Consider the following 16111-nt stretch of genomic DNA (forward strand, 5'->3'; position numbering starts at 1 on the left):
GGCCGGGCACGGTTCAGGACACGGGGCGCGAATCCGCCCAAGCCAGCTCGAACTCCTCGCGATAGGTCGGAAAGAGACCCGCCTCGACCACGTCGTCCGGCTTGACCAGACGGCTGCCGCCCCGCAGCACCAGCACCGGCGACTCCATCCCCCGCGCCCCGCGCAGATAGGACTGCACCACGGCGATGCCGTCCGTGCCGTCACCGTCCACGAGGTAGGCCGTGAAGCGCGGCGTGTCGTCGTACACCTGGATCTCGAAGGCGCCCGGGTCGCGCAGCCGGGAGCGGACCCGGCGCATGTGCAGGATGTTCATCTCGACCGACCTGCTCAGTTCGCCCCGCTTCATCCCGAGTTCGCGCTCCCGGCGCTTCACCGCGCTGGAGGCCGGGTTCAGGAACAGCAGGCGGACCCGGCCGCCGGACTCGGCCATGCGCACCAGGCGCCGCCCGGAGAAGTTCTGCACCAGCAGGTTGAGGCCGATGCCGATGGCGTCCAGGCGGCGGGCCCCGCCGAAGATGTCCTCGGCCGGGAACTGGCGCAGCAGCCGCACCCGGTCGGGGTGCACGGCGACCACGTCCGCGTACCGGTCGCCGACCAGGTCCTCCACCGCGTCGACCGGCAGCCGGCGCGCCGACGGCACGTCACCACCCGCGCCCAGGATGTCCAGGAGCCGGGCGGAGGCCCGCTCGGCCTGGTTCAGGACGGCCTCGGACAGGGCGCGGTTGCGCGAGACGACGTTGCGGGTGACCTCCAACTCGTCCAGGGCGAGTTCGACGTCCCGGCGCTCGTCGAAGTAGGGCTCGAAGCAGGGCCAGTGCTGCACCATCAGTTCGCGCAGCTGCGGCAGCGTGAGGAAGCTGAGCACGTTGTCGTCGGCCGGATCGAGCAGGTACCCCTTGCGGCGGCTGACTTCGCGTACGGCGACGGCGCGCTGCACCCACTCCTGTCCGGCGGGGCCCGCCGCGGCGACCACCCAGTCGTCGCCGTGGACGGGTTCGTAGACGGGCCGCAGGACCGCGGCCACGACCGCGCGCAGCCGCTGCTCGACGAGGTTCAGCCAGATGTAGGCCCGGCCGGCCCGCTGGGCCCGGGTGCGCACCTCCAGCCAGGCGTCCGTGTCCCAGTCCAGTTCCGGGCCGATGGATCCCACCGCGTCCATCGGCCGGGCCAGGGACACCGCGCCGGGCGGGACGTCTGTGGAGTTCCCCTCGTGACCCTCGTCACCAGGGGGCAGCTCCAGCCCTCCCGAGCCCACCCGTGCACCGCCTTCCGCTCCCCCGGGCATCCCCGTCCCAACGATCAAGGAAGGGTACTCCGGGAGCGGTCGGCGGTGCAGCCGGATGCACAGGGTCGTTGCTCAACTGCGCGGCTGCCAGTGTCCGTTCTGCCAGGAGAGCTGGTCGGGAGTGAGCGGATTCATGGCGGTGACGTCCCTGGGCGCGATGGAGAATCCCTGCCAGTGGACCGGCATGGGCTGCTGGTCCTCGTCCCTGGCGATGTGGTGGAAGCCGACGTTCACCCAGGCCACGGGGTGCGTGAGGGTCTGCCCGTTCACCCACTTGTCGACCGACTTGCCCGCCCCGGCGGGGCAGGCGCCGGTGTTGTTGCTGGCGAACTGCTCGCACTGGTTGTACTCGGTGAAGTACAGGTCGTGCTTGGTGAAGCTGCGCCCGGGGTACTTGGTGGTGGCGCCGGGCACGATCTCGTACGAACGGGCGTGCCCGTCCTTGTTCTTGCCGGTGGCGCTGACCACCCGCCACCAGCGGTACGCCCGGTAGTCCCCGGCCAGTTCCTTGGTGACCGTGGTGCGGGTGGTCTTCGCGGTGGGGGCCTCCTGGCCGTGGGCGGGCGCGGAGACGGCCGAGTCGTACTGCTCGACCTTCGTCCGGGACGAGCCGTCGAGGCCGAAGTCCAGCCGCCAGAAGACGTTGTGGCTGTGGCTGGTGGCATAGGCTTTGGCGCCCTTGCCGATGGGCCAGCCGCGGCCGTCGCCCGCGTCGTAGTCCTCGTAGGACAGGCTGCCGGTCGCGCCGACGTTCATGGTGATCGTGCCGTCGTCCTGGAAGCGCCACTCGGAGATGTACTCGTACCAGCCGACCTGGTTGACCGTGTACACCAGGAGATCCTGGCCCTGGGCCTGGTAGACCTTGGTCGCGCTGTCGCCCTGCATCCGGTAGGCGTGGCCGCGGGCGCGGGTGGTGGTGCACAGGCCCTTGACGTTCGGGTGCGCCGGGTCCCAGGCGCCGGGCACCTTGACGGTCCTGATGGTGCCGCCGGGGCACTCGCCCGGGGCCAGGTTCATCAGGCCCTGCGCGAAGCCGAAGCCCGTCAGGTCGTCGTACTCGACGCTGCCGTCGTCATAGGGGACGTGGATCTGGCCGAGCCGGGCGCTGTTGAGCACCTTGATCGGCTTGGTCTCGCCCTTGGGCTGGTAGGAGACGTCGTCCAGGACGAGCCCGGCCTTGCTGTCGTAGCGCCAGCACATCCGCCAGGTGGTGCCGCCGGCGAGTTTCTGCTCGACGCGGTAGGCGGCGCTGCACTCGGCGGCGGCCGGCGCCGCGGCCCGCGGCTGGGCGGCGGCCGGACCGGCGCCGGCCGTGGCGCCGGCGGTCAGCGCCGCCACGGACAGGCCGACGGCCGCCCGGGTGCGGGCACGGTTGATGGTGTTCACGGGCATGAGGAAGTGACTCCCTTGCAGGAGGTGCAGACGGCACCGGGATCGCGCGGTACCGGAGTTCGGTTCAGGGCGGGGTGAGCCGCGGTGACGGAACGGACGGCGGGTCAGCCGCGGTGCGGCGCCGCGACCTTGCGCGCGCTGAGATCGACGACCAGGTAGCGGGTGTCGATCCAGGGCCCGTTCACGACCTTCGGGAACAGCCGTACGCAGCGGTGCTCGCCGCACTTGTCCAGGGCCGCGGGCTGGGCGCCCGGCGCGGCCCGGTAGACCGCTCCGTTGAGCAGCAACTGGTCCGGGGAGGTCAGGTCCCGGCCGGTGGCGTCCCGGTAGTCGGCGCGCAGGCCCGCGCCCAGCCGGTCGTTGATCAGGAGCCGGGCCGCCTCGGTGTACTCGGCGCGGCTCAGCGGCGGCTGGACGCCGTGCTGGACGCCGGTCCGCACGACCTTCCCGGCGGCCAGGTCGACGGTCCTGGTGACGAGGGTGTCGTTGCGGTAGTCGTAGAAACTCACGTCCGCGCGGCGCGGCGCCGCCGGGTCGTCGACCTCGTCGGCGTCCGGCTCGGCGAGGTCGACGGTGAGCCGCTGCGGGCCGCGGCCGCCCTCGACGTCCTTGCTGGACTCCCGCAACCGCGGGTTGTCGGCGATCCTGGCCGCCCGGTCGGTCTCGTCGTCGGTGAGCGGGTCGGTTCCCGTGCCCCGCGCGCCTTCCTCGGGCGCCTGTTCGACCACGCCCGGTGCGGCCGCTGTGTCCCCTCCCGGCACCGCCTGCCCCGCGGCACTGCCGCCCGCCGCGCCGCCTCCCGTGTCGTCGGCCCCCGCCGTGCCCGGCAGGGTGATCGCGGCCATCACGGCGGTTCCCGCCACCGCGATGGCCGCACCGGCCACCACCTTGCCCAGATGGCGGTGCACTATGTCGCGCACATTTTCCCCCTACTCCCCCTGTGTCCCGGGAGTACGTGTCTGCCCCACTGGTTCGGCACACGGCGTCCCATGCGGCGCCGCATGCACTGGTCGCCCGGTAAGAGGGGAGTAAGTCGCGGGAGGTTCCGTCACTTTCCGGCGGGACTCGGGGCGGAGGCGCTCCCCGCGGCGCGGCACACCTGGAAGAGTCGTGTCCATGCAGGTCTGGCCTGGAGAGGCATATCCGCTCGGTGCCACCTATGACGGCGCCGGGACCAACTTCGCGGTCTTCACCGAGGCCGCGGACCGAGTGGAGCTGTGTCTGCTGCACGACGACGGCTCGGAGACGGCGGTGGAACTGCGCGAGAGCGACGCCTTCGTGCGGCACGCGTACCTGCCCGGTGTCATGCCGGGACAGCGGTACGGGTTCCGGGTGCACGGCCCGTACGATCCCGGGCGCGGACTGCGCTGCAATGCGGCGAAGCTGCTCCTCGACCCGTACGCCAAGGCGGTCAGCGGCTCGGTCGACTGGGGCGAGGAGGTCTACGGCTACCACTTCGGCGCGCCGGACAAGCGCAACGACCTGGACTCGGCGCCGCACACCATGACGTCCGTCGTGATCAACCCGTACTTCGACTGGGGCGACGACCGCAGGCCGCGCACCGAGTACCACCACACGGTGATCTACGAGGCCCATGTGAAGGGCCTGACCATGCGGCACCCCGGGCTGCCCGGGGAACTGCGCGGCACCTACGCGGGGCTGGCGCATCCGGCGGTGATCGAGCATCTGACGGGGCTCGGGGTGACGGCACTGGAGCTGATGCCGGTGCACCAGTTCGTGAACGACCACCGGCTGGCCGACCTGGGCCTGAGCAACTACTGGGGCTACAACACGATCGGCTTCTTCGCCCCGCACAACGCCTACGCCTCCTGGGGCGACCGGGGCCAGCAGGTCCTGGAGTTCAAGTCGGCGGTCCGGGCGCTGCACGAGGCCGGGATCGAGGTCGTCCTCGACGTGGTCTACAACCACACCGCCGAGGGCAACCACCTGGGTCCGACGCTGTCCTTCCGCGGCATCGACAATCCGGGCTACTACCGTCTCGCGGACGACCCGCGCCACTACACGGACACCACGGGCACCGGGAACTCGCTGCTCATGCGGTCCCCGCACGTCCTTCAGATGATCATGGACTCGCTGCGGTACTGGGTCCTGGACATGCATGTGGACGGCTTCCGCTTCGACCTCGCGGCCACGCTCGCGCGGCAGTTCCACGAGGTCGACCGGCTGTCGTCGTTCTTCGACCTGGTCCAGCAGGACCCGGTGGTCTCCCAGGTGAAGCTGATCGCCGAACCGTGGGACGTGGGCGAGGGCGGCTACCAGGTGGGCAACTTCCCGCCGCTGTGGACCGAGTGGAACGGCAAGTACCGCGACACCGTGCGGGACCTGTGGCGGGGCGAGCCGCGCGCGCTCGCCGAGTTCGCCTCCCGGCTGACCGGCTCGTCGGACCTCTACCAGGACGACGGGCGCCGCCCGCTGGCCTCGATCAACTTCGTCACCTGCCACGACGGGTTCACGCTGCACGACCTGGTGTCGTACGACGCCAAGCACAACGAGGCCAACGGCGAGGACAACCGGGACGGCGAGAGCCACAACCGGTCCTGGAACTGCGGGGTGGAGGGCGCCAGCGACGACCCGGCGGTCCTGGAGCTGCGCGCCCGCCAGATGCGGAACTTCGCCGCCACCCTGATGCTGTCCCAGGGCGTGCCGATGCTCAGCCACGGCGACGAGTTCGCACGCACCCAGCGCGGCAACAACAACGCCTACTGCCAGGACAACGAGCTGTCCTGGGTGCGGTGGCCGGAGGACCGCCACGAGTTGCTGGACTTCGTCCGGTCGATGGTGTGGCTGCGCAAGGACCACCCGGTCCTGCGCAGGCGGCGCTTCTTCCACGGCCGGCCGGTGGAGGGCACCCGTGACGAGCTGTCCGACATCGCCTGGTTCACTCCGGAGGGCCGGGAGATGACCCAGCGGGACTGGGAGACGGCGCGGGCCTCGGCCCTGACGGTGTTCCTCAACGGCAGCGCGATCTCCGAGCCGGGCCCGCGCGGCGAACGCGTCGTCGACGACTCCTTCCTGCTGATGTTCAACGCCTCACCGGGAACCCTGGACTTCGTCGTACCGGTCGGCCACGGGCGGCAGTGGCGGATCGCCGTGGACACCTCCCGCACGGAGGGCGTACCGCCGGACCCGGGCCCGCGGGTGGCGGCCGGCGACCGCCTGACCCTCCCGGACCGGAGCCTCGCGGTGCTGCAACGCCCCGCATAACCGGGATGTCCGGGGCCGCCGTCCGCCCCGCGCGCGTGGCCGTACGCGTCACGCGCGCGTGGGCACCTGCCCGGCCCGGTGACACGGAAGGCGGCGGGATGGGTACGTAGGTCTGCATGACAGCTGAGCGATCCGGTCCGGCGGTGCCCACGGCCACCTACCGGCTTCAGATGCAGCCCGGGTTCCCGTTCGCGGCGGCCGCGTCCGCCGTGCCCCATCTGGCCTCGCTCGGCGTGTCGCACCTGCATCTGTCCCCCGTCCTGGAGGCGGTGCCGGGCTCCCCGCACGGCTACGACGTCGTCGACCACGCGCGCGTACGGGACGAGCTGGGCGGCGAGCAGGGCCTGCGGGCGCTGGCGCGCACCGCGCGGGAGCACGGTCTCGGCCTCGTCGTGGACATCGTGCCCAACCACATGGCGATGGCCCCGCGCCACAACCGGGCCCTGTGGGAGGTCCTGCGGGAGGGTCCCACGTCGCCGTACGCGCGCTGGTTCGACATCGACTGGGAGGCGCAGGGCGGCCAACTGCTGCTGCCGGTCCTCGGGGGCCCGCTCGGCGCGGAGAGCGCGCACCTGGTGGTCGACGGCGACGTACTGCGCTACCACGACCACGCCTTCCCGCTGCGCGAGGGCACCGGGAAGCTGCCGCTGACCCGGCTGCTCGACGCGCAGTGGTACCGCCCGGTGTGGTGGCGGCTGGCCCGTACGGAACTCAACTACCGGCGCTTCTTCAGCATCTCCGAACTCATCGGCGTACGGGTGGAGGACCCGGAGGTGTTCGACGCCACGCACGCCAAGATCCTCCAGTTGCTGCGCGAGGGCGTGGTCGACGGGCTGCGCGTCGACCACCCCGACGGCCTGGCCGACCCCGGGGGCTATCTGCGGCGGCTGCACGAGGCGAGCGGCGGACGCTGGACCGTCGTCGAGAAGATCCTGGCCGACGGGGAGCGCCTGCCCGCCTCCTGGCCGGTGGCCGGCACCACCGGCTACGACGCCCTGCGGCACGTCGACGGGCTGTTCACGGACCCGGCCGGGGCCGGTGAACTGCTCGGTCACTACCGGCGGTTCGCGGCGCCGCAGACCGACCGGGGCGGCGACTGGGACGCGACGGTGCGGCGGGCCGCCTACAAGGTGCTCACGCACGAGCTGGCCGCCGAGACGGAGCGGCTGACCCGGGTGGTGGGCCGGCTGTGCGCCGCGTCGCCGGACCCCGCCCTGCGCGACCGCGCGCCCTGGGCGCTGCGCACCGCGCTGCGGGAGCTGCTGGTCCGGCTGCGGGTGTACCGGCCGTACGCGGCCGGGGACGCGGCGCGCGTGGTCACCGAGGAGGCCGCCGGCCAGGCCCGGCACGCCTTCGTGGTGCCCGAGGAGGGCGAGGCCGTCGATGTCGTGCGCGGCCTGCTGCTGGGGCCGGACGGCGACGGGGCGCCGGGCGCGGGGCCGGACGGCGCGGAGTTCCGGGCGCGGTTCGCGCAGACCGCGTCGGCGCTGCGCGCCAAGTCCGTGGAGGACACCGCGTTCTACCGGTACGTGCCGCTGCTGTCGGCCACCGAGGTCGGCGGCGACCCAAGCCGGCCGGCGGTGTCCCCGGCCGGCTTCCACGCGTACTGCGCGCGCGTGCAGCGCGACTGGCCGGCCACCGGGACCGTGGTCTCCACGCACGACACCAAGCGCAGCGCCGATGTCCGCGCGGCGCTGGCCGTGCTGACCGAGTGCCCGGGACGGTGGGCCGACGTCCTCGCCGAGGTGAGCCGCGACGGCGCGGCCGGTCCCGACGCGCAGCTCGCCTGGGCCGCCTGGCAGACGGTCTTCGGGCTCGGCCCGGCGGACCCGGAGCGGGTCGGGCAGGCCCTGCTGAAGCACGCGCGCGAGGCGGGCCTGTACACGAGTTGGACGGAGCGGGATCCGGTCTACGAGGAGGCGCTGGCGGCGTTCGTCGCGGCCGGTCCGTGCGGGCCGCCGGGCGGGCGGGTGGCCGCCTTCCGCGCCGCGCTCGCGGCGCACGTACGGGCCAATGTCCTGGGCACCGCCCTGGTCCATCTGACGATGCCCGGGGTGCCGGATCTGTACCAGGGCACGGAGGACGAGTACCGGGCGCTGGTGGACCCGGACAACCGGCGGCCGGTGCGGTTCCCGACCGGGGCGCACGGCGAGGCCGGGGAGGCCCTGGAGCCGGGGCGGTCCGGGGAGAAGACCGCCGTGACGGCGGCGGCGCTGCGGCTGCGCGCGCGCCGGCCCGAGGTCTTCGGGGACACGGCGACGTACGCGCCGCTGTCCGCGCGGGGTCCCGCCGCGGCGCACTGTGTGGCCTTCGCGCGTTCCGGCGCGGTCGTCACCGCGGTGACGCGGCTGTCGCTGCGGCTGGCGGAGGCGGGCGGCTGGCGGGACACGCGGCTCGTGCTTCCCCCGGGGCGCTGGGCGGACTTACTGGCCCCGGGGCGGGAGTTCGACGGCCACGCGCGCGTGGCCGACCTGTTCGAGCCGAGGCCGGTGGTTCTGCTGGAGCGGACCGCGGAAACCGGGTGAGCGGTGCGGCGGGGACCGGCTGAGGCGGGCACAGGGACCGGCTGAGGCAGCCACGGGGACCGGCTGAGCGGGCCGCGGGGCCGGGTGAGGAGAGGGCGCCGGTCGGGCGGCCACCCGGTGGCGGCGGGCCGAACGCAGCCCGCGCCGTCGGCCGCCCGCTGCCGCCCGGCGGCCGGTCTCCGTCTGCCGAGCCGGGTCGATTGCGTCTCCCCACGGCCGATCTCCGTCTCCCGACGGCCGATCTCCGTCTCCCGACGGCCGGCCGCTGTCTTCAGGCGGCCAGACAGACAGGCGGTCAGCAGGGCAGGCGGCCAGACAGTCAGGCAGACAGGCGGTCAAGGGGCAGGCGGTCAGCCGTCGGCCGGACGTCCTCGGCTCGCCCCCGCCTGCGCCCCCTCGCCACGTGGCGCACCCGGTGTCGGGGACCGCACCGGAAGGGGCGCGGCGGGCCGCGGGGGCGGCCAGGCCGTGCGCAGCAGGTCCGTGAAGGCCGCGGCGGCGCCGGTGAGCGGAAGGCGGGCGTGGACGGCCAGGGGCCGCCGCCAGGGCGGGTCGGGCGTGAGGACGACGCAGTCCTCGCCGACCGCTCCGTGCACGATGTGCGACGGCGCCGCGCACACCCCGACCCCGGCCGCGGCCATGCGTACGGCCGTGGACGTGTGCTCGGTCCACACGGCGGTGACCGGTCTGAACCCGGCGCTCGCGCACGCCCAGTCGAGGAAGCGCTCGCCGTGCACCACCGGTTCCATGGCGCAGCGGATCCAGGCGTGGTCGGCGAGTTCCGGCAGCGTCACCGTCGTACGGCCCGCGAGCCGGTCGTCGAACGGGACGACGAGGACGATCTCCTCCTCGCCGACCGGGACGACGGTCCCGTCGCGGCCGGCCGGAACGGGACCGACGGCGAGGTCCGCCACACCGCGCTCCACCGCGTCCTCCAGCGCCCCGGCGGTGGCGTACTCGTGGAGGTGCAGCAGCACCCGGGGATGGGCCGCGTACCAGCGGGCGAAGACCTCGGGCAGGGCGCCCACGGCGATGGAGTGGAGGGCGGCGACATGGAGTTCGCCGCCCTCGGCGCCGGCCGCCGCGCGGGCCGCGCGACCGGCCTGGGTGGCGCTGCGGACGGCGAGTTCGGCGTGCGGCCGGAAGGCACGGCCCATCGGGGTGAGGCGCGCTCCGCGCGGCAGACGCTCCAGGAGCGGGCCGCCCACCGCCCGCTCCAGGGCCTTGATCTGGTGCGAGAGCGCGGACTGGGTGACGTGCAGCGCCTCGGCCGCACGTGTGAAGGACGCCTCTTCGACGACCGTGAGGAAGTACTCCATCTGCCGCAGACTCATCGCGGGTTCATCCCCCGACCCTCCCATGAATATTCTGCATCGGATCCACAAGAGCATTGCCTTGGACTCATGGCAAGGGGTGGGCCGAGGGCGGATCGTGCCGCTGGAGGACACCGACGTGAGCCGCCATCTGACCCGCGGACTGCGGCGACGCGGCATCGACGTGCTGGCGGGAGCACGGTTGTCGGACGCGGAGGTGCTGGAGCGCGGCGTACGCGCGCGTGTCCGCACCGCGCGCGGCGAGACCCGCACCGTGGCGGCGGACCGGCTGCTGGTGGCGGTCGGCCGGGCCCCGGTCACCGACGGTCTGGACCTGGCTGCCGCGGGCCTGGTGCCGGACGAGCGCGGCTTCGTGGTACCGGCGGACTGGAAGCGGCTGGAGACGGCCGTGCCGGGTGTGCACGTCGTGGGTGACCTGCTGCCGCCGCCGTCCCTGGGGCTCGCCCACGCGTCGTTCGCGGAGGGGCTGCTGGTGGCGGAGACCCTGGCGGGGCTGCCGCCGGTGCCCGTCGACTACGCGGCCGTACCCCGGGTGACGTACTCGTCCCCGCAGACCGCGTCCGTGGGGCTGGCCGAGGCCGAGGCACGCGCGCGTGGGCATGACGTCGTGGTCGGCACGATGCCGCTGACGGCCGTCGCCAAGGGCATGGTGCACGGCCGGGGCGGTCTGGTGAAGGTGGTCGCCGAGGCGGACGGCGGACGGGTGCTGGGCGTGCACCTGGTGGGTCCGCACGTGTCCGAGATGATCGCCGAGGGCCAGCTCGTGGTCGGTTGGGACGCCCAGCCGTCCGACGTGGCCCGGCATGTGCACCCGCACCCGACCCTCTCGGAGGCGGTCGGCGAGGTGTTCCTGACGCTCGCCGGGCGCGCCCTGCACCAGCACCGGTGACCGGCGGCCCCACCGACCACACCACCCCGTCCCCCACACCTCGCCCCCCCACCGTTCCCCGCGCCCGGCCCCCGCCCTTCCCCGCGCTCGGGCCACCACCGGTTCCCGCGCCCGGTCGGTATCGGCCCGCGTGCCGTTCGGCCGTGAGTGGGTCCGGGCGCCCCCTGGCGCCTCCCCCGTGTCATCCTTGACAGTTCCCCCCTGCCGTGCGGCACTGGGGGTGGCGAAGTCAGGCGGACAAGTCGGGGGTGAGTCTGCTGCCGGAGCTGCATTACCCAAGCGTTCCCGAACTCATCGCGGCCGCGACGGTGTTGGCGAGGGAGCGCCCAAGCCTGTGCGGACTGCGTCAAGTGGGTGTGTCCAGCGCGGGCAGACCTCTGCACCTGCTCTCGGTGGGACGTGCCCGGCAGGCCGTCCTGGTGGTGGCGGGCGCCCACGCGAACGAGCCGACCGGCGGGTCCACGCTCCTCGCCGTGGCCGAACGGGTCCTGCACGAACGGGAGTTGAGGTCCGGAGTGGCCTGGCACTTCCTGCTGTGCGCGGACCCGGACGGGGCGAGCCTGCATGTGACTCCGGCGCCGCGCAGCCTGCTCGACTACCACCTCGGCTTCTACCGCCCGGCCGGGCCGGAGCAGCCGGAGTGGTCGCCGTCCGTGCTGCCGCCGGACCGGCTGCCGCCCGAGACGCTGGCCCTGACCGGTGTGATCGACGAACTGCGGCCCTACCTCCAGGTGACGCTGCACGGAACCGATCTGGGCGGCAGCTGGGTGCAGTTGACCAAGGACGTGCCGGGACTCGCCGAGCCGTTCGCCAAGTCCGCGGCCGAGTTGCACATCCCGGTGGAGACCGGCGCGTCGGACGCCGCCGGATGGCCCACCTCCGGACCCGGGGTCCGGGTGATGCCGGGGCCGGATTCCGGTGTCGCCTACCCGAGCATGCCGGACGACGCGCGGCGCAGTACCTGGTACCACGCGCACCGGTACGGCGGTCTGACGGCCGTGGTCGAGGTGCCGATGTGGGCGAGCGACCTGGTGGACGATCCGGCGCCGCATCCCGCTCCGGCGGCCGCGATGCGCCGGCTGGCCCACCGGTTGCGGCGGGACGCGGCGCAGGTGGAGCAGGTGCTGGCGGAGGCGCTGCCCCGGCTGGAGGGCACCGAGGATCCGCTGCTGCGGGCCGCAGGCTGGGCGCTGGAGCTGATCCCGGGGCTGGCCGCGGACTGGATCCACACGCCGCCCGTCGACACGACGATGGCGTACGTCGGCAGCGTGGACGCGTTCGGACGGCGGCTTCCGCTGCGGGCGGCGGCGATGCTGCTGCGGGTGCTCCGGGCCACCGACGACCGTGCCGCGCCCGCGCTCGAACGGCTCGTGGCCGGGTGGTGCGAAGCCTTCGCGAAACGTTTCCGCGCGCGGTGGGTCCCCCTGGAGCACCAGGTCGAACACCAGGCGCGCACGGTGCTGGCGGCGGCACTGCACGCACGCGAGACGACCATGTGAGCCGACCGCGTGAGCGCGCCGGCCGCCGTGGCGTCCCCGCACGGCGCCCGGCGCTCCCGGCGCACGGGCAGGACAACCGGAACCAGAACCGAAATCGGCACGGTCACGGGCATGGGCACGGTCACTGGCACACGCACCAGACACCCAGGCACCCAGGCACCCAGGCACCCAGGCACCAGGCACGGATAGGGGTACGGCCAGGATCCCGCTCGCCCTCACGCCGCCGCGAGCCGGAAGGCCACCCGGCCGAAGGCGACCTGGTCGCCCGCGCGGACGACGGCGGCGCCGATCACCCGGCGCCCGTTCACGACCGTGCCGTTGGTCGAACCGAGGTCCCTGAGGACCCACATGCCGCCCTGCCGGGTGAGTTCGGCGTGCACACGGGAGACCGTCTCGTGGGTCAGCCGCAGGCCGTTGGCGGGGTCGCGGCCGATGCGCAGCGGGTGGACGGCCGCCGGGTGCGGCAGTTGCAGCTTGGGCAGCCGTTCGGCCTGCCAGGCCCTGCGCAGCCGTACGGTGAACCCGGAGACCGCTTCCACCGCGCGCAGGACGGTGCGCGCGAGGCTGCCCTCCCCCGGCAGGTCGGCGGTGAGCGCGGCGAGTTCGTCGGGCCGGCGGGCCGCGAGCACGAGTTCCATGCGGTGCACGAACGTGTCGTGCGACAGCCGGCCCAGGGCGACGCCGTCGCGGAGCACCTTCAGCGCCTTCTCGCGCTCGGCGTCGGACAACCGCGCGGGATGAGTGTGGTGCTCGAAGGACGACGTCACGCTGGTGATTGTCGGCCAGCGCGACCGGGGGTGTCCAGCAGGCCCCGACGGCGCGGAAACGCCCGCCATGCGCGCGTACTTCCGGCGACATGCCGGGAAGCCGGCATTCGAAAGCGGATCGATGCCGCTCACGGCACGATGGACGGACTACATCACGGTGAGCAGACGAAGGGGAACCGTCCGTGCAGTTCGAGGTGTGGGCACCGCAGGCAGGCCGGGTGACGCTCCACTGCGAGGGCGCCACGCGCGCGTTGGAACGCGATCCGGAGCGGGCGGGTTGGTGGTCGGGGCAGGCGGAGGCGGGTGACGGCGCACGGTACGGGTTCGCGCTGGACGACGGCCCGGTGCTGCCCGATCCCCGGTCGCGCCGCCAGCCGGACGGACCGGACGGGCCGAGCGCCGTCGTCGACCACGGGCGGTACGCGTGGCGTGCGCGGTGGGCGGGGCGCCCGCTGCCGGGCGCCGTGCTGTACGAGCTGCACGTGGGCACGTACACCCCCGAGGGCACGCTGGACGCGGCGGCCGAGCGGCTGGACCACCTGGCGCAACTTGGCATCACGCACGTGGAGTTGATGCCGCTGTGCCCGTTCCCGGGGCGGCACGGCTGGGGTTACGAGGGCGTGTCGCTGTGGGCGGTGCACGAACCGTACGGCGGTCCGGAGGCGCTGAAGCGGTTCGTCGACCGGGCGCACGGACTCGGGCTCGGCGTGGTCCTGGACGTGGTGCACAACCATCTGGGCCCCTCCGGCAACCATCTGCCCGCGTTCGGCCCGTACTTCACCGAGACCCATCACACCCCTTGGGGCGCGGCCGTGAACCTGGACGCGCCCGGCTCCGACGAGGTGCGCGCGTATCTGGTGGGCAGCGCGCTGGCCTGGCTGCGCGACTACCGGATCGACGGGCTGCGGCTGGACGCGGTGCACGCGCTGCGGGACACGCGCGCGGTGCACTTCCTGGAGGAGTTGTCCGCGGCCGTGGACGGTCTCGGCGCCGAACTCGGCCGACCGGTATTCCTGATCGCCGAGTCCGACCTCAACGACCCGCGGATCATCACCTCGCGCGCGGAAGGCGGCCTCGGGGTGCACGCGCAGTGGAACGACGACTTCCACCACGCCCTGCACACCGCGCTGACCGGCGAGTCCCAGGGTTACTACGCCGATTTCGCGCGGGCTCCGCTCGCCGCCGTCGCCAAGACGCTGACCGGGGGTTTCTTCCACGACGGCACGTATTCGAGCTTCCGGGGCCGGCGGCACGGCCGGCCGCTGGACCGCGCCCGCGTCGCCGGGCACCGGCTGCTCGGCTACGCCCAGACCCACGACCAGATCGGCAACCGGGCCCTGGGCGACCGGCTGGCCGCCACGCTCTCCCCGGGCCTGCTGGCCTGCGCGGCGACGCTCACGCTGACCGCGCCGTTCACGCCGATGCTGTTCATGGGCGAGGAGTGGGCGGCGGGCACGCCGTGGCAGTTCTTCACCGACCACACCGACCCGGAGCTGGCACAGGCCGTACGGCGGGGCAGGCGGCGGGAGTTCGCGGCGCACGGCTGGGCCGAGGAGGACGTGCCGGACCCGCAGGACCCGGCGACCCGCGACCGTTCCTGTCTGGACTGGTCGGAGCCGGAGCGCGAGCCCCACGCGCGCGTACTGGCCTGGTACCGCCGGCTCGTCGCGCTGCGCCGGGAGCAGCCGGACCTCACCGATCCCGACCTCGCCGACACCAAGGTGGCCCACGACGAGGAGGCACGCTGGCTGGCCTTCCGCCGCGGGGACGTCCGGGTCGCCGTGAACCTCGGACCCGAGCCCGCGGCGATTGCGCTGGGCACCGGCCGGGCCGAGGTCCTCGCCGCGTGGGAACCGGTCGAGACGCCGGGCCCGGACGGAGTGCTGCACCTTCCCGGGGAGTCGTGCGTGGTCCTGCATCAGGGCTGACGCGCGCGGGCCGACCGGCGCGAGCGGACGCACCGGCCGCCGGGTCCGCTCGCTGTCCCGTCCGCCTGCCGCCGGAGCCGACCGCCGCCGCTTCCGCCCACCGCCGGATCCGTCCGCCGTCGTTTCCGCCCACCGTCGGATCCGCCCACGGTGGGCTCGGCTCTGCTCGGCTCCGGGATCCGCCCGTCGTACGTCGGCAGCGGGACATGAGGCGGCCCCGGTCGGCTACTCCGTGTCGTCCGGCGCGCCGTCCGGCGGGTCGTCCGGCGGGTCGCCCTGCGCGTCGCCCTGCGGGTCGTCCGGCGCGTCGTCCCTGAGTTCGGTCACCCGCTCCAGCAGGATCGCCTCCCAGGCCCGGCGCAGTTGGCTCCGCAGGAGCGGCAGCGGACCGACGTCATGGCCCGCGAGGCGGTCCGCGAGCCGCAGGACGGTGTCGCAGCGGGCGAGCCACAGGCCGCGCAGACAGGGCCGGGGACCGTAGTCGGCGAGGGTGGCGGCGCGCACGGCCGCGCCGGAGCCGACGGCGAGCGCGAGCCCGGCGATGTCCTCGGCGGGATCGCCGACGGCCGCGTCGGTCCAGTCGAGGACACCGCGCACCCGCCCGTCGGGGCTGACCATCAGGTGCTCGCCCTTGAGATCGTGGTGGACCAGGACGGCGATGCCGGTTTGCGCGGTGAGCTGCGCCGCGCCGGTCCGGGTGAGCTGCCGCAGCAGGACGGGGTCGAACTCGTCGGCGGCACCGAGGCGTTCGGCGGCGGGCACCGCCATCCGGCGCAGCGCCTCCAGGGAGCGCGGGGCGGCCCGCGGCACACCCAGGCTGCCCGCCTGCCGTACGGGCACCTCGCGCAGGCCCGTGAGCAGCCCGGCCAGGTCGGCCTCACCGACGGCGGACACGTCGTTCTCCTCCCCCGAGCCGCCGGGCAACCTGGTGTCGAGGGTGTAGGACAGCCCCGGCGCCCACTCGCCGTGCGCGACGCTGACCGGGACGCCCACCGGCAGCTGCGGGCGTACGAGGTCGCGCAGGCGCAGCTCGCGCCGCTGGCGGACGGTGCTGTCCCGGTCGAGGGCGAGGCGCAGCACGTAGGTGCCGCCGACCCACCACGTGGCGTGCTCGCCGCCCTCCGCGACGGGCCGCACGTCGGGTCCGGAGGCGCCGTACGCGTTCTCCTTGACGATGGCACGGATCAGCCGGCGGACGGTGTCCGTGGAAGGGGGCGGTGCCTGGGTCATGGTCGGGCCGTTGTCGTCCGGGGTGTCGTCGAGTGGG

At 73.9% G+C, this 16111-nt stretch carries 10 protein-coding genes and 1 pseudogene; 5 read left to right on the top strand and 6 right to left on the bottom strand.

Annotated features, from left to right (window positions below; translation table 11 throughout):
- Positions 1–13: 13 nt before the first annotated feature.
- From ACFC09_RS02270 to ACFC09_RS02280, 3 genes are all read right to left on the bottom strand, one after another.
- Positions 14–1285: an SAV2148 family HEPN domain-containing protein gene (locus ACFC09_RS02270; RefSeq protein ID WP_376522961.1), complete on the bottom strand. Its 1272-nt coding sequence runs from the start codon at positions 1283–1285 to the stop codon at positions 14–16.
- 72 nt (positions 1286–1357) lie between these two features.
- Entirely contained in the window at positions 1358–2677 is a 1320-nt protein-coding gene (locus ACFC09_RS02275; RefSeq protein ID WP_376522963.1) for a copper amine oxidase, read from the bottom strand.
- 104 nt (positions 2678–2781) lie between these two features.
- Positions 2782–3597 (bottom strand): Tat pathway signal sequence domain protein, encoded by an 816-nt coding sequence (locus ACFC09_RS02280; RefSeq protein ID WP_376522964.1) that lies wholly within the window; start codon positions 3595–3597, stop codon positions 2782–2784.
- A gap of 196 nt (positions 3598–3793) precedes the next feature.
- Here ACFC09_RS02280 and glgX point away from each other — a divergent pair, with 196 nt between their 5' ends.
- Positions 3794–5902, top strand: a complete 2109-nt coding sequence (gene glgX, locus ACFC09_RS02285; protein WP_376522966.1) for a glycogen debranching protein GlgX — start codon at positions 3794–3796, stop codon at positions 5900–5902.
- Positions 5903–6018: 116 nt separating this feature from the next.
- Entirely contained in the window at positions 6019–8427 is a 2409-nt protein-coding gene (gene treY / locus ACFC09_RS02290; protein WP_376522969.1) for a malto-oligosyltrehalose synthase, read from the top strand.
- 350 nt (positions 8428–8777) lie between these two features.
- Here the strand turns inward: treY and ACFC09_RS02295 are convergent, their stop codons facing one another.
- Positions 8778–9761, bottom strand: a complete 984-nt coding sequence (locus ACFC09_RS02295) for a LysR substrate-binding domain-containing protein (RefSeq protein WP_376522970.1) — start codon at positions 9759–9761, stop codon at positions 8778–8780.
- A gap of 91 nt (positions 9762–9852) precedes the next feature.
- Here ACFC09_RS02295 and ACFC09_RS02300 point away from each other — a divergent pair.
- Both ACFC09_RS02300 and ACFC09_RS02305 read left to right on the top strand, forming a co-directional pair.
- Positions 9853–10650, top strand: a pseudogene (locus ACFC09_RS02300) (FAD-dependent oxidoreductase); the annotation flags it as partial.
- 248 nt (positions 10651–10898) lie between these two features.
- On the top strand, positions 10899–12149 hold the full coding sequence (locus ACFC09_RS02305; RefSeq protein WP_376522973.1) for a M14 family zinc carboxypeptidase: 1251 nt from the start codon (positions 10899–10901) through the stop codon (positions 12147–12149).
- 215 nt (positions 12150–12364) lie between these two features.
- Here the strand turns inward: ACFC09_RS02305 and ACFC09_RS02310 are convergent, their stop codons facing one another.
- Positions 12365–12916, bottom strand: a complete 552-nt coding sequence (locus ACFC09_RS02310) for an FHA domain-containing protein (protein ID WP_376522976.1) — start codon at positions 12914–12916, stop codon at positions 12365–12367.
- Positions 12917–13098: 182 nt separating this feature from the next.
- Here ACFC09_RS02310 and treZ point away from each other — a divergent pair, with 182 nt between their 5' ends.
- Positions 13099–14844: a malto-oligosyltrehalose trehalohydrolase gene (gene treZ, locus ACFC09_RS02315; RefSeq protein ID WP_376522978.1), complete on the top strand. Its 1746-nt coding sequence runs from the start codon at positions 13099–13101 to the stop codon at positions 14842–14844.
- 225 nt (positions 14845–15069) lie between these two features.
- Here treZ and ACFC09_RS02320 read toward each other — a convergent pair whose 3' ends face one another.
- Entirely contained in the window at positions 15070–16074 is a 1005-nt protein-coding gene (locus ACFC09_RS02320; RefSeq protein ID WP_376522980.1) for an aminoglycoside phosphotransferase family protein, read from the bottom strand.
- Positions 16075–16111: the final 37 nt, after the last annotated feature.

Source organism: Streptomyces sp. NPDC056161 (assembly GCF_042268025.1).
In the GTDB taxonomy this organism is placed as follows: domain Bacteria; phylum Actinomycetota; class Actinomycetes; order Streptomycetales; family Streptomycetaceae; genus Streptomyces.

Excerpts from the sequence above, each read along its gene's own strand:
- ACFC09_RS02275 (WP_376522963.1), bottom strand. The coding sequence starts at position 2,677 with ATGCCCGTGAACACCATCAACCGTGCCCGCACCCGGGCGGCCGTCGGC.
- ACFC09_RS02320 (WP_376522980.1), bottom strand. The coding sequence starts at position 16,074 with ATGACCCAGGCACCGCCCCCTTCCACGGACACCGTCCGCCGGCTGATC.
- ACFC09_RS02295 (WP_376522970.1), bottom strand. The coding sequence starts at position 9,761 with ATGAGTCTGCGGCAGATGGAGTACTTCCTCACGGTCGTCGAAGAGGCG.
- treY (WP_376522969.1), top strand. The coding sequence starts at position 6,019 with ATGACAGCTGAGCGATCCGGTCCGGCGGTGCCCACGGCCACCTACCGG.
- glgX (WP_376522966.1), top strand. The coding sequence starts at position 3,794 with ATGCAGGTCTGGCCTGGAGAGGCATATCCGCTCGGTGCCACCTATGAC.
- ACFC09_RS02270 (WP_376522961.1), bottom strand. The coding sequence starts at position 1,285 with ATGCCCGGGGGAGCGGAAGGCGGTGCACGGGTGGGCTCGGGAGGGCTG.